The organism is Pseudonocardia sp. ICBG601, from assembly GCF_020496245.1.
On the sequence record NZ_JAHLJA010000148.1, the window covers coordinates 3,117,010 to 3,130,051 of the forward strand.

The window sequence follows — 13,042 nt, forward strand, 5'->3', positions numbered from 1 at the left end:
CTACTTGACGTGCTCGCGCAGGAACTGCGTCGCGCGGGCCCACGCGATCTCCGCCTGCTCGGCGTCGTAGGTCCCCATGTGGTTCTCGTCGTTGAAGAAGGCGTGCCCGGCCGGGTACTGCAGGAACTCGGGACGGGTTCCGGACTCGGCCTGGATGCGGTCGGCGAGCGCCTCCACCGCGTCCGGCGGGGCCATGGTGTCCTCGGACCCGAAGTGGCCCTGCACGGCCGCGGTCAGGTCCGCGAACGACGGGTAGTCCTCCTTGAGCACGCCGTAGAACGGCACCGCGGCCGCGACCTTGTCACCCTGCTGCGCGGCGAGGACCAGCACGAAGCCGCCGCCCATGCAGAAGCCGACCGCGCCGACGGCGGAGGAGGTGACGTCGTCGCGCCCGAGCAGGAACTCCACGGCCCCGGCCAGGTCGGTCGCCGCGCCGTTCACGGGCAGCTCGCCCATGAGCTTGCCGGCCTCGTCGGAGTCGTGGGTGGTGCGCCCGCCGTAGAGGTCGGGCGCCAGCGCGACGAAGCCCTCGGCGGCGAACCGGTTCGTGATGTCCACGATGTGGTCGGTCAGGCCCCACCACTCCTGGATGACGATCAGGCCGGGTCCGGGCCCGGACTCGGGGACGGCCAGGTAGCCGTGCGCGGTGCCGCCGCCGGAGGGGAAGGTGACGTTCTGCGCGGGGTTCTCGTTGGTGTGTGCCACGCGCGCGATGACATCACGACGGTGCCGGTGCCGCCCGCCGGGAAGATCGTTGCACCGTGTGACGGAGGACCCTCCGTTAATCATGAGCGTCGCAAACGATATGGGTCTATCGTCACCGCCATGCTCGCCGGGACCGCCACCCGAACCGCGCACGACGCCGCGGTGGAGAACCTGCGCCGGGCGCGCGCCGGAGCCGGCGCCGTCCAGCTGGGGAAGCCGTCGTCGAACCTGTTCCGGTTCGGCGACCGCGACACCGGCGCCGCCGCGCGCCGCCTCGACACCTCCGCACTGGACGGTGTGCTCGGTGTGGACCCGGACCGGCGGACCGCCGAGGTCCAGGGGATGGCGACCTACGAGACCATCGTGGACGCCACCCTCGTCCACGGGCTGATGCCGCTGGTCGTCCCGCAGCTCAAGACCATCACCCTCGGGGGAGCGGTCACCGGGCTCGGGGTCGAGTCGACGTCGTTCCGCGCCGGGCTGCCGCACGAGTCGGTGCTCGAGATGGACGTGCTCACCCCGGCCGGGGAGCTGCTGCACGTCACCCCCGACGGCGAGCACGCCGACCTGTTCGCGGCCTTCCCCAACTCCTACGGGACGCTCGGCTACGCCGTCCGCCTGGTCGTCGAGCTGGCCCCGGTGAAGCCGTTCGTCAAGCTCACCCACCACCGGTACGCGAGCGCGTCCGCCGCGTCGGCGGCGATCGAGCGGTTCGTCGCCGCGGGGGAGGTCGACTTCCTCGACGGCGTCGTGTTCGGACCCGACGAGCAGTACCTGACCACCGGTGAGTTCGTCGACGCCCCGATGCCGGGCGCGCGCATCTCCGACTACACCGGCCAGGAGGTGTTCTACCGGTCGCTGCAGCGTCGCCCGGTCGACCACCTCACCGTGCACGACTACATCTGGCGCTGGGACACCGACTGGTTCTGGTGCTCGCGGGCGTTCGGCGTGCAGCACCCGGTGGTGCGCCGGTTCTGGCCGGCCCGCTGGCGCCGCTCGGACGTCTACCGCCGCCTCGTCGCCCTCGACCAGCGCCACGGCGCGTCCAACCGGGTCCGCGAGGCCCTCGGCGGGACGGCCGAGGAGATGGTCGTGCAGGACGTCGAGATCCCCGTCGAGCGGCTCGCGGAGTTCCTGGAGTTCTTCCACCGGGAGATCCCGATCGAGCCGGTGTGGCTGTGCCCGCTGCAGCTGCGGGGCGAGCGGACCTGGCCGCTGTACCCGATGGAGCCGGGCCGGCTCTACGTCAACGTCGGGTTCTGGTCGTCGGTGGCGGAGAAACCGGGTGACCGGTGGGCACACAACCGGCTGATCGAGGAGTGCGTCGCCGACCTGGGCGGGCACAAGTCGCTGTACTCGACCGTGCACTACGGCGAGGACGAGTTCTGGTCGCACTACAACGGTGCGGCCTACCGGGCGGTGAAACAGCGGTACGACCCGGACGGTCGGGCAGCCGACCTGTTCCGGAAGGTCACCGGCCGCTGAGGGGCACCGCGGGGATCGACAGGGGAGGGATCGGCGATGACAGGAGTGCTGGAACGGCGGACCACGACGATCGAGCCGGTGGCGGGGATCCTGTCCCACGTCCTGGGCTCCACGCGTGAGCTGCGGGTGGAGGCGTTCGACGGGTCACGGACGGGACCCGACGACGCCCCGGTCACATTGCGGGTGAACTCGCCCCGGGCACTGGCCCGGCTGGTGAGCGCCCCCGGATCGCTCGGGCTGGCCCGGGCCTACGTCACCGAGGAGATCGACGTCGACGGGGACCTCTACACCGCGCTGCGCGCGATGTCGGAGGTCACGCTGCACTCGATCCCGCGCCGCGAGCAGCTGTGGCTCGCGCGACGGCTGCTGCCCTACTGGCGCGAGCACCGGATGCCGCCGCCCGACCTGGAGGCCCGTCCCAAGGGGCTGCTGCACTCCAAGCGGCGCGACTCGCAGGCCATCTCGCACCACTACGACGTGTCCAACCGGTTCTACGAGTTCGTGCTCGGACCGTCGATGACCTACACCTGTGCGGCCTACCCCGACGCCGACGCGTCGCTGGAGACCGCGCAGGCCACCAAGTACTCACTGGTCGCGGCCAAGCTGGACCTGAAGCCGGGGATGCGCCTGCTCGACGTCGGCTGCGGCTGGGGCGGCATGGTCCGCCACGCCGCCCGCGAGCACGGCGTCCGCGCGCTCGGGGTGACCCTGTCGAAGGAGCAGGCCGCCTGGGCGCAGGAGGCGATCGCCCGCGAGGGGCTGTCCGACCTGGCCGAGGTCCGCCACCTCGACTACCGCGACGTCCCCGACGGCGTCTACGACGCGGTGTCCTCCATCGGCCTCACCGAGCACATCGGCAAGGCCAACCTGGACTCCTACTTCGCGTCGATGTACGCCAAGCTCCGGCCGGGCGGGCGGATGCTGAACCACTGCATCACCCAGCCGCACCGGCCCGACCACCGCCACACCGACCCGTTCATCCACCGCTACGTGTTCCCCGACGGGGAGCTGGAGCCGGTCGCGGCGCTGGTGGACGCGATGAACGAGGCCGGGTTCGAGATCCGGCACGAGGAGAACCTGCGCGAGCACTACGCCATGACGCTGCGGGACTGGGGCGCGAACCTGGAGCGCAACTGGACCGACGCCGTCGCCGAGGTCGGCGTCGGCCGGGCCCGGGTGTGGCGGCTCTACATGGCCGCGTGCCGGCTGGGCTTCGATCTGAACAACATCCAGCTCCACCAGGTGCTGGGCGTGAAGCTCGCCGACGGCGGCGCCGCCGGGTTCCCGCTGCGCGGGGAGCACGGGGCGTACTGAGACCGGGGGATCAGCGGAGACGGCGCGCGGCCGCGACGGCCTGCGCGCCGTACCCGCCCCCGAACAGCACGGCGTGCACCAGCAGCGGGAACAGCTGGTGCAGGTCGACCCGCTCGCGCCACCCGTCGGCGAGCGGGGAGTGCTCGTCGTAGGCGGCGAGGACGACGTCGAGGTGCGGCAGCCCGAACAGGTCCAGCATCGCGAGGTCGGACTCGCGGTGCCCGCCGTGCGCGGCCGGGTCGATCAGCCACGCAGCCCCGTCTCCGTCGCCGTCCCCGTCGCCCGACCAGAGAACGTTGCCCGACCACAGGTCGCCGTGCAGCCGGGCCGGTGGCTCGTCCGGACCGGCCAGGGCGCCGATCCGCCCGCACACGTCGTCGACGGCGGCGGCCCCGGCCGGGTCGAGGGCGCCGCGGTCCCGGGCGGCCCGCAGGTAGGGCAGCACGCGGTCGGCGGCGAACCAGTCGCTCCACGGGCCGTCGTGCGGACGGTTCTCCATCCGCGTGTGCCCGATCCACGCCCGCGCCGGCCCGCCCGGCGGCGCGGCACCGAACGCGTCGGCCCCGGCGGCGTGCAGCGTCGCCAGCCCCCGGCCGAACCGCTCCGCGGCGGCCGGCGTCGCCCGGCCGGGGGCGACGAGCCCGGTGACCAGGAGCGCGTCGTCGGCGCCCAGCACGCGCGGGACCGGCGGCCCGCCCGGCACCGCGATCCAGCGCAGCCCGGCGGCCTCGGCCGTGGCCGCGCCCGGGTCGGCCGAGGAGTCCTTGACCACGACGACGGTGCCGTCGTCCAGGGTCGCGCGCGGCGGGTGCCCGGCCGGTCCGTCCCGCACCACGCGGCCGGTCAGCCGGGCGACGCGGTCCCTCATGCGTTCCGGGTGACGTACTCGACCAGGCCGGGCACCGCCGCGACGATCATGGCGTGGACCTCGGCGAACCCGTCCGGGCCGCCGTAGTAGGGGTCGGGCACCTCGGCGCCCGCGGGGGCCGCCGGGTCGAACGAGCGCAGCAGCCGGACCCGCTTGGGATCGGGCACCGACTGCTCGAGGGTCCGCAGGTGCCCCATGTCCAGCGCCACCAGCAGGTCCGCGGAGAGGATCTCCGAGTCGACCTGGCGGGCGCTGTGGGCGGTGTCGTAGCCGTGCTCGGCCAGCACCTGGGCGGCGCGCTCATCCATCGGCTGCCCGATGTGCCAGTGACCGGTCCCGGCGCTGGTCACGCGCACCCGGTCGGCCAGCCCGGCGGCCTCGACCTCGGCGGCCAGGATCTTCTCGGCGATCGGGGACCGGCAGATGTTGCCGGTACAGACGAAGACGACGTTCACTGCGACGTTCCTCCGGGGAGCGGGGGTACCGACGTCGACCCTGACGCCTCGGGTGGGGTGGCCGGGCCATTGTCCACCGCGCACCGGTGCGCGCCGTAGGGTGGCCTGATGCCGTTCGATCACCATGCGGCCGGGACGGATCACGCGGGCGGGCACGACCTGCGGCACCACGGCGACGCCGAGGCCGCCGACGGGCTCGTCGACTTCGCCGTCAACGTGATCGGCGACGGCCCCCCGCCCTGGCTGCGGGACCGGCTCGTCGCGACCCTGGACGGACTCGGCCGCTACCCGCGCGCCGACCACGACGCCCGCGCCCGCGCCACCGTCGCGGCGCGGCACGGTCGCGACGCGGACGAGGTGCTGGTGCTCGCGGGCAGCGCGGAGGGCTTCGCGCTGCTCCCGACGCTGCGCCCCCGGCTCGCTGCCGTCGTGCACCCCGGGTTCACCGAGCCGGAGGCCGCGCTGCGCGGCGGCGGGGTGGACGTGGTGCGGGTGCTGACCGACGCCGCGACCGGGCACGCGCTCGATCCGTCCGCGGTGCCCGAGGAGGCCGACCTCGTCGTCGTCGGGAACCCGACGAACCCCACCGGGGTGCTGCACCCGGCCGACACGCTGCGCGCACTGGCCCGCCCGGACAGGGTCCTGCTCGTCGACGAGGCGTTCGCCGACGCCGTCCCCGGCGAGCCGGAGACACTCGCCGGCGACGCGGGCGTGCCCGGCCTGCTGGTGTTCCGCTCGCTGACCAAGACCTGGGCGCTGGCCGGGCTGCGCGCCGGCTACGCGCTCGGCGCCCCCGAGCTGCTGGCCCGGCTCGCCGCGACCCGCCCACTGTGGCCGGTCTCCACCCCCGCCCTGGAGGCGGTCATCGCCTGCTGCGAGCCCGATGCGGTCTCCGCCGCGGACCGGAAGGCCCGCGAGCTCGCCGCACACCGCGTCTCGATGGCCGCGGCGCTGTCGGGCCTCGACGGCGTCGGCGTGTCGGCGGGGCCCGCCCCGTACCTGCTGCTGCACCTGCCCGACGGCACCGGCGAGGCGGTGCGGCGCCTGCTGCGCGAGGCCGGGATCGCGGTGCGCCGCGGCGACACCTTCCCCGGTCTCGGGCCCGACCACCTGCGCGTCGCGGTCCGCCCGCCGGAGACGGTCCGCCGCCTCGTCGAGTCCCTCGACGCGGCGCTGCGCCGGCTGGCGGTGTCGGCGTGAGCACGCTGCGCGAGGTGATCGCCGCCCTCGACGCCGCCTACCCGCCCCGGCTCGCCATGGACTGGGACGCGGTCGGCCTGGTCTGCGGCGACCCCGACGACACCGTCTCCCGGGTGCTGTTCGCCGTCGACCCCACCCCGGAGACCGTCGACGAGGCGATCTCCTCCGGCGCCCAGCTGCTGGTCACCCACCACCCGCTGCTGCTGCGCGGGGTGCACGGCGTCGGTGCCGACACCCCCAAGGGCGCCCTGCTGCACCGGCTGATCCGGGCCGGGGTCGCGCTGTTCACCGCGCACACCAACGCCGACGTCGCCGACCCGGGCGTCTCCGACGCGCTCGCCGCCGCCCTCGGGCTGACCGTGTCCGGCCCGCTGGAACCGGAACCCGGCCCGGCCCTGGACAAGATCGTCACCTTCGTGCCGGTCGGCCCGTCGATCGCCGCCGTGCACACCGCGCTGTCCGACGCCGGTGCCGGCGCGATCGGCAACTACTCGCACTGCTCGTTCGCCACCGCCGGGACCGGCCAGTTCCTTCCCCTCGACGGCGCCGCCCCGGTCATCGGGTCGGTCGGGCGCCTGGAGCGCGTCGCGGAGACCCGGCTGGAGATGGTGCTGCCCCGGTCGCGGCGCCGCGACGTCGTCGCCGCGCTGCGGGCCGCGCACCCCTACGAGGAACCGGCCTTCGACCTGCTGGAGATGGCGCCGCTGCCGTCGTCGCTGGGGCTGGGCCGGGTCGGCGAGCTCCCCGGCGCCGAGCCGTTCGCGGCGTTCACCCGCCGGGTCGCCGCGGCGCTGCCCGCCACCGCATGGGGGGTGCGCGGTGCCGGGGACCCGGACCGCCCGATCCGCCGGGTCGCGGTCTGCGGCGGCGCCGGGGACTCGGCACTGGACTCCGCCGCCCGGGCCGGTGTCGACGCGTTCGTCACCGCCGACCTGCGCCACCACCCCGCCTCCGAGCACGCGCTCGCCGGGACCGGCCCCGGCGGCCCGACCCCCGCGCTGGTCGACGTCGCCCACTGGGCCTCGGAGTGGCCGTGGTGCGGGCAGGCGGCCGGGGTCGTGGCCGAGGCCCTCGCAGGTAGCGTCTCGGTCGCGGTCTCGCGGGCCCGTACCGACCCCTGGACCACCGCCGCCCCGGGCAGCGGATCCGACACGACAGCAGGACAACCGGAGGCGAGTGCATGAAGGCCGATCCCACCGCGCAGGCGAAGCTGGTGACGCTGGCCGAGGTGGACGCCGAGATCGGCCGGCTCACCCACCGGCGCTCGACGCTGCCCGAGCTGGCGCAGCTGGACGAGGCCGAGCAGCGGGTCCGTGCGGCGCGCGACGCCCTGGTCCGCGCCGAGACCCGCGCCGGTGACCTCGACCGCGACATCGCCCGGCTCGAACGCGACATCGACGGTGTCCGTGCCCGCACCGAGCGCGACCACACCCTGCTCGCCGGCTCGGGCATCTCCGCGAAGCAGGCCACCGAGCTGCAGCACGAGCTCGACACCCTCGCCCGCCGCCAGGGCGTCCTGGAGGACGAGCAGCTGGGGATCATGGAGGAGCGCGAGGCCGTCGGCATCGAGCTCGACCACGCCCGGGGCGAGCTGTCCGAGGCCGAGACCGCGGTCGGCGAGGTGACCGCGAAGCGCGAGTCCGCCGAGGGCGACATCGACGCCACCCGCGCCGGGCGCGACCGTGCCCGCACCGAGGTCGTCGCCGCGCTGCCCGCGGACCTGCTCGCCGACTACGAGCGCATCCGCGCCGGCGGCCGGGTCGCGGCCGGGCAGCTGCGCGAGTCCCGCTGCGGCGCCTGCCGGCTCGAGCTCGACCGGACCTTCCTCGGGCAGGTCCGCACGGCGGCCGCCGACGAGGTCGTCCACTGCGAGGAGTGCGGCGCGATCCTGGTGCGTGGCAGGTGAAGCTGGTCGTCGAGGCGGACGGCGGCTCCCGCGGCAACCCCGGGCCCGCCGGCTACGGCGCGGTCGTGCTCGACGCCGGCGCCCGCCAGGTGCTCGGTGAGGTCTACGACGGCCTCGGTACCACCACCAACAACGTCGCCGAGTACCGCGGCCTGATCGCCGGGTTGACCGCCGCCCGCGACCTGGGGGCCACCGAGGTCGAGGCGCGGATGGACTCCAAGCTCGTCGTCGAGCAGATGAGCGGGCGCTGGAAGATCAAGCACCCGCCGCTGCAGGAGCTCGCCGACACCGCCCGCGAGCTGGCCGCGGACTTCGACGCGGTCACCTTCGTGTGGATCCCGCGCAAGGACAACGCCCGCGCCGACGCGCTCGCCAACCGCGCGATGGACGGGGAGTCGAACCCCACCCTGGACCCGTCCGGGGCGGCGGGACCGGCGCCGAAGCCGCCCGCGGGCGCGACCGCGTCGACGGACTCCGCGGCCGCCGCGGCCGCGTGGACCGGGCAGACGGGCTCCCCGACGCGGCTGATCCTGCTGCGCCACGGCCAGACCGAGCTGTCGGTCGAGCGCCGCTACTCCGGACACGGCGACCCGGAGCTGACCGAGCTGGGCCAGAAGCAGGCCGCCGCCGCGGCCCGCGCGCTGGCGACGCGGCTGTCGGGCCAGGGCGTCGAGCCGGCCGTGGTGCTGTCCTCGCCGCTGCGCCGGGCCCGCCAGACCGCGGCCGCCGTCGCCGAGACGACCGGGGCGGACCTGGAGGTCCGCGACGGCCTGATCGAGACCGACTTCGGCGGCTGGGAGGGCCTCACCTTCACCGAGGCCCGCGAGCGCGACCCCGAGCTGCACGGCCGCTGGATCGGCTCCGCCGACGTCGAACCGCCGGGCGGGGAGAGCTTCCGCGCGGTGGGGGAGCGGGTCGAGGCCGAGCGGGCCCGGATCGTCGAGGAGTTCGCCGGCCGGACGGTGGTCCTGGTCAGCCACGTCACGCCGATCAAGATGCTGCTGCGCACCGCGCTCGGCGCCGGCGACGAGGTGCTCTACCGCATGCACCTGGACCTGGCCTGCCTCAACATCGCCGACTTCTACCCCGACGGGGGCGCCTCGGTGCGTCTGGTCAACGAGACGTCCTACCTGGACGACCTCCGGTAGTCACCGGGCCGTCACCGCCTGCTGGATCGATACCGTCCTGACCCGTTCGGGCGGTGTCGACTCCGGACAGTTGTCCCCATTCCTCACCTGAGCGATGCTTCGCGTGCACCGTACGGGGTGGTCAACCTACGGAGCGTGAACGACAGTCTCGGTGTCGGCGGGGAACAGGGAGACGGTGAGGACAGCGATGTCGCAGATCCACGAGCACGACTACGGCTACGACCTGGCACACGAGATGAAGGTGATCGCGCGGCTGCCGCAGCAGCGGCGCGGCAGCTCACGCCCGATGGGTGTCCCGGCCCGCGAGATGGACCCGGACACCGACCTCGGCCACGACATGGCCCACGAGTTCTGATCCCTGCCCACCGTCCGCGACCGGCCCCGCCCCTTCCGGGCGGGGCCGTCGTGCTGTCCGGGCCGTGCCGCTACTGCGGCAGCACCGCGAGCGCGGCCCAGAGCGCGGTCGTCGCGGCGAGCAGGCCCAGCGGGACGGTGAGCGCCCCCAGCCGCAGGAACGTGCCGAGCTGCGGCGGGTCGCCGTAGCCGGTGGCGATGCGCCGCCACAGCAGCGTCGCCAGCGACCCGGCGTAGGTCAGGTTCGGCCCGATGTTGACGCCCAGCAGCATCGCCAGCACCAGCCCGGGGTGCGCGGCCGGGCCGAGCGCGGTGAGCAGCACCAGCGTCGCGGGCAGGTTGTTCACCAGGTTCGCGAGCACCGCCGCGACGGCCGCGGTGACCAGCAGCCCGGTCAGGTCCGGGGTGGCGGGCAGCAGCGCACCGATCCAGCCGGACAGCCCCTGCGCACTGAGCCCGGCGACGACCACGCCCAGGGCCAGCACGAACAGGCAGAACCCGGGGGAGGCCGCGGCGACCAGGCGCAGCGGCCCGGTCTCGCGCCGCACCAGCGCCCGCACCGCCAGCACCGCGGCCCCGGCCGCGGCGACCCAGCCCGGTTCGACGCCCAGCGGCGAGGCCACCGCGAACCCGGCCAGGGTCAGCCCGAGCACCGCCAGCGCGACGACCGGCGCCGCCGGAGCGGGCACCGCGGGATCGGCCGGGGCCGGCTCCGGCGCCGCGGCGAGGTCGCGCCGGAACACCCACCGCAGCACCAGGTACTCGACGACGATCACCGCCACCCACGGTCCGACCATCAGCCCGGCGAAGGTCAGGAACCCCACCCCCGACGCCGAGAACGCCAGCAGGTTCGTCAGGTTCGACACCGGCAGCAGCCCCGACGCCGAGTTCGACAGGTGCGCGCAGGCGAACGAGTGCGGCCGCGACGCCACCCCCAGCCGGGCCGCCGTCGCCAGCACCACCGGGGTCAGCAGGACCACCGTCGCGTCCAGGCTCAGCACCGCGGTCGTCCCGGCCGCCGCGGCGAAGACGGCGACCAGCAGCCGTCGCGGGGACCCGGCCGACGCCGTCGCCAGCCGCGCGCCCAGCCAGCGGAACACGCCCTCGGCGTCGGCGAGGTGCCCGAGCAGCAGGATCGCGGCGAGGAACCCGACGGTCGGGGCGAGCTCGCCGATCTCGGTCCACGCCCCCGCCGGGGTCACCAGCCCGGCGACGACGGCGACCAGCGCCGCCGGGACCGCGACCACGGCCTCGGGCAGCCCGAACGGGCGCAGCGTCGCGGCGGCCAGGACCGCGGCCAGCAGTGCGACCGCCAGCAGGAGGCTCACGTGAACAGCAGCGCGACGCCGACGGCCAGGCCCAGCAGGACCACCGCCCAGCGCAGCAGGGTCTCCGGCATCCGCCGCGCGACCAGGGCGCCGACGTAGCCGCCGACCAGCGTGGTCGGGGCGAGCAGCGCGACGGCGAGCCAGTCGACCGGGGCGCCGAGGGCGAACACGACGACCGTCACCGTCGCGACGACCAGCGACAGCACGCCCTTGAGCGCGTTGAGCCTGCGCAGCTCGTCGTGGGCGAACAGTGACAGCGTCGAGATCAGCACCACGCCCAGGGCGCCGCCGAAGTAGCCGCCGTAGACCGCGGCGAGGAACACCGCGACCAGCAGCGCCGGGGTGCGGTCCCGCCCCCGGGCGGCCGGGTCGCCGATCCGGCGCTTGAGCCACGGCCCGACCGCCATCGTCAGGCTGGCCAGGATCACCAGGACGGGCACGACGGCGTCGAACACGCTGCTGGGCAGCACCAGCAGCAGGGTGCAGCCGACCCCGCTGCCCAGCGCCGCGGCGACCGCGGTGACCGCGATCCGCCTGCCCTGCCCGGGCAGCTCGCGGCGGGCCCCGAGCACCAGCCCGGCGTAGCCCGGCCACTGGGCGACCGAGTTGGTGACGTTCGCCGCCAGCGGCGGGAACCCCACCCCGAGCAGCGCCGGGAACACCAGCAGCGACCCGCCGCCCGCGACGGCGTTCACCGCACCCGCGAGCAGCCCGGCCACCAGCAGGAACACCAGCGCCCACGGCTGGGAGAGGTCGATCACCACCGGACGGTATCCCGGTGCAACGCCGCGGTCCTCCCCGGCAGCCGACCGTGCGGGTCCGTAGCCTGGAACCCATGACCGCTGCCACCGAGATCGCGTTCGAGAACACCTTCGTCCGCGACCTGGACGGGCTCTACCTGCCCTGGCAGGCCGCCCCGGCGCCGGACGCGCGGCTGGTGCTGCTCAACGAGTCCCTGGCCGGTGAGCTGGGCCTCGACCCGGCGCAGCTGCGCACCCCCGAGGGCGTCGCGCTGCTCACCGGCACGACCGTGCCCGACTCGGCGACGACCGTCGCGCAGGCCTATGCCGGGCACCAGTTCGGCAACTACTCGCCGCGGCTCGGCGACGGCCGGGCGCTGCTCGTCGGTGAGCTCGTCACCCCCGACGGCGCCCGCCGCGACCTGCACCTCAAGGGGTCCGGACGCACCCCGTTCGCCCGCGGCGGCGACGGGAAGGCGCCGCTCGGCCCGATGCTGCGCGAGTACGTGATCTCCGAGGCGATGCACGCGCTCGGGGTGCCCACCACGCGGTCGCTGGCCGTCGTCGCCACCGGTGAGCCCGTGCTGCGCGACCGCGGCCCGGAGCCGGGCGCCGTGCTCGCCCGCACCGCGGCCAGCCACCTGCGGGTGGGGACCTTCCAGTTCGCGGCCGCCACGGGGGAGGCCGACGTGCTGCGCCGGCTCGCGGAGTACGCGATCGCCCGGCACCACCCGCAGGCGTCCTCGCCGCTGGAGCTCTACCGCGCGGTGATCGCCGTCCAGGCCGAGCTCGTCGCGCGCTGGATGCAGATCGGGTTCGTGCACGGCGTCATGAACACCGACAACATGACGATCTCCGGCGAGACCATCGACTACGGCCCGTGCGCCTTCCTCGACGCCCACGACCCGGCGACCTGGTACTCCTCGATCGACTCCGGTGGCCGCTACGCCTACGGCAACCAGCCCGGCATCGCCCAGTGGAACCTCGCCAGGCTCGGCGAGTCGCTGCTGGGGCTGTTCGCCGACTCCCAGGAGGAGGCGGTGCGCCTCGCGACCGAGGAGCTGGCGGGCTTCGCCGACGCCTACCTCGCCGCCCGTGACCGCGGCTACCTCGCCAAGATCGGCGTCGGGACCCCGGAGCTGCTCGCCGACCTGTTCGCGGTGATCGAGGACCAGAAGCCCGACCACACCCTGTTCTTCCGACGGCTGTCCGAGGCCGCCCGGGGCGACGCCGGGCCGGTCCGCGCCCTGCTCTCCGACCCGGCCGCGCTGGACCCGTGGCTGGAGTCCTGGCGGGCCGCCGGTCCGGACGCCGACGCGATGGACCGGGTCAACCCGGTCTACGTGCCGCGCAACCACCTGGTCGAGGAGGCGCTGGGCGCCGCCGTCGAGGGGGACCTGGAGCCGGTGCAGTGGCTGCTGCAGGTCCTCGCGGACCCGTTCACCGAGCGCGAGGGCTACGAGCGCTACGCCCAGCCCGCGGGGCCGGACTCGCCGCCGTTCACGACGTTCTGCGGGACGTGACCCCGGCATCCGGGCG

Annotated in this window: 13 protein-coding genes; 8 read left to right on the forward strand and 5 right to left on the reverse strand. The window is 75.0% G+C overall.

Going from position 1 to position 13,042, the window contains the following annotated elements:
• Nucleotides 1-705 carry a dienelactone hydrolase family protein gene (locus KPL57_RS44240; RefSeq protein WP_226356343.1) on the reverse strand — a complete coding sequence of 235 codons (705 nt, stop codon included), beginning with the start codon at nt 703-705 and terminating at the stop codon, nt 1-3.
• Between the two features lie 120 nt (nt 706-825).
• Between KPL57_RS44240 and KPL57_RS44245 the strand changes: the two genes are divergently transcribed.
• Nucleotides 826-2,190, forward strand: coding sequence for an FAD-binding oxidoreductase (locus KPL57_RS44245; protein ID WP_226356344.1), 1,365 nt, complete (start codon nt 826-828; stop codon nt 2,188-2,190).
• Between the two features lie 36 nt (nt 2,191-2,226).
• A complete protein-coding gene (locus KPL57_RS44250; protein ID WP_226356345.1) occupies nt 2,227-3,504 on the forward strand; it encodes a cyclopropane-fatty-acyl-phospholipid synthase family protein in 1,278 nt (425 codons plus the stop codon).
• A gap of 10 nt (nt 3,505-3,514) precedes the next feature.
• On the opposite strand, the gene KPL57_RS44255 is transcribed toward KPL57_RS44250, so the two are convergent.
• On the reverse strand, nt 3,515-4,372 hold the full coding sequence (locus KPL57_RS44255; RefSeq protein ID WP_226356346.1) for a fructosamine kinase family protein: 858 nt from the start codon (nt 4,370-4,372) through the stop codon (nt 3,515-3,517).
• Entirely contained in the window at nt 4,369-4,827 is a 459-nt protein-coding gene (locus KPL57_RS44260) for a low molecular weight protein-tyrosine-phosphatase (RefSeq protein ID WP_226356347.1), read from the reverse strand. Before KPL57_RS44260 ends, KPL57_RS44255 begins: the two co-directional genes overlap by 4 nt.
• A gap of 108 nt (nt 4,828-4,935) precedes the next feature.
• On the opposite strand from KPL57_RS44260, the gene cobC reads away from it, so the two are divergent.
• The 5 genes from cobC (at nt 4,936) to KPL57_RS44285 (ending at nt 9,436) form a co-directional block, all read left to right on the forward strand.
• Complete coding sequence (gene cobC, locus KPL57_RS44265) at nt 4,936-6,027, forward strand: Rv2231c family pyridoxal phosphate-dependent protein CobC (protein WP_226356348.1); 1,092 nt, start codon at nt 4,936-4,938, stop codon at nt 6,025-6,027.
• Entirely contained in the window at nt 6,024-7,211 is a 1,188-nt protein-coding gene (locus KPL57_RS44270; protein ID WP_226356349.1) for a Nif3-like dinuclear metal center hexameric protein, read from the forward strand. Before cobC ends, KPL57_RS44270 begins: the two co-directional genes overlap by 4 nt.
• Nucleotides 7,208-7,933 carry a zinc ribbon domain-containing protein gene (locus KPL57_RS44275; protein ID WP_178375155.1) on the forward strand — a complete coding sequence of 242 codons (726 nt, stop codon included), beginning with the start codon at nt 7,208-7,210 and terminating at the stop codon, nt 7,931-7,933. The genes KPL57_RS44270 and KPL57_RS44275 overlap by 4 nt, the downstream gene beginning before the upstream one ends.
• Before the next feature lie 2 nt (nt 7,934-7,935).
• Nucleotides 7,936-9,081 carry a bifunctional RNase H/acid phosphatase gene (locus tag KPL57_RS44280; protein WP_226356715.1) on the forward strand — a complete coding sequence of 382 codons (1,146 nt, stop codon included), beginning with the start codon at nt 7,936-7,938 and terminating at the stop codon, nt 9,079-9,081.
• 187 nt (nt 9,082-9,268) lie between these two features.
• The gene (locus tag KPL57_RS44285) at nt 9,269-9,436 is read left to right on the forward strand and encodes a hypothetical protein (protein ID WP_020622575.1); all 168 of its coding nucleotides are present in this window, start codon (nt 9,269-9,271) and stop codon (nt 9,434-9,436) included.
• Between the two features lie 70 nt (nt 9,437-9,506).
• On the opposite strand, the gene KPL57_RS44290 is transcribed toward KPL57_RS44285, so the two are convergent.
• Complete coding sequence (locus KPL57_RS44290; protein ID WP_226356350.1) at nt 9,507-10,763, reverse strand: SLC13 family permease; 1,257 nt, start codon at nt 10,761-10,763, stop codon at nt 9,507-9,509.
• Complete coding sequence (locus KPL57_RS44295; protein ID WP_226356351.1) at nt 10,760-11,524, reverse strand: sulfite exporter TauE/SafE family protein; 765 nt, start codon at nt 11,522-11,524, stop codon at nt 10,760-10,762. Before KPL57_RS44295 ends, KPL57_RS44290 begins: the two co-directional genes overlap by 4 nt.
• Nucleotides 11,525-11,598: 74 nt before the next feature.
• On the opposite strand from KPL57_RS44295, the gene KPL57_RS44300 reads away from it, so the two are divergent.
• Nucleotides 11,599-13,026: a YdiU family protein gene (locus tag KPL57_RS44300; RefSeq protein ID WP_226356352.1), complete on the forward strand. Its 1,428-nt coding sequence runs from the start codon at nt 11,599-11,601 to the stop codon at nt 13,024-13,026.
• Nucleotides 13,027-13,042: the final 16 nt, after the last annotated feature.

Coding starts and splice junctions, on each gene's coding strand:
- KPL57_RS44245 (WP_226356344.1), top strand. CDS start 826: ATGCTCGCCGGGACCGCCACCCGAACCGCGCACGACGCCGCGGTGGAG.
- KPL57_RS44250 (WP_226356345.1), top strand. CDS start 2,227: ATGACAGGAGTGCTGGAACGGCGGACCACGACGATCGAGCCGGTGGCG.
- KPL57_RS44255 (WP_226356346.1), bottom strand. CDS start 4,372: ATGAGGGACCGCGTCGCCCGGCTGACCGGCCGCGTGGTGCGGGACGGA.
- cobC (WP_226356348.1), top strand. CDS start 4,936: ATGCCGTTCGATCACCATGCGGCCGGGACGGATCACGCGGGCGGGCAC.
- KPL57_RS44275 (WP_178375155.1), top strand. CDS start 7,208: ATGAAGGCCGATCCCACCGCGCAGGCGAAGCTGGTGACGCTGGCCGAG.
- KPL57_RS44285 (WP_020622575.1), top strand. CDS start 9,269: ATGTCGCAGATCCACGAGCACGACTACGGCTACGACCTGGCACACGAG.
- KPL57_RS44300 (WP_226356352.1), top strand. CDS start 11,599: ATGACCGCTGCCACCGAGATCGCGTTCGAGAACACCTTCGTCCGCGAC.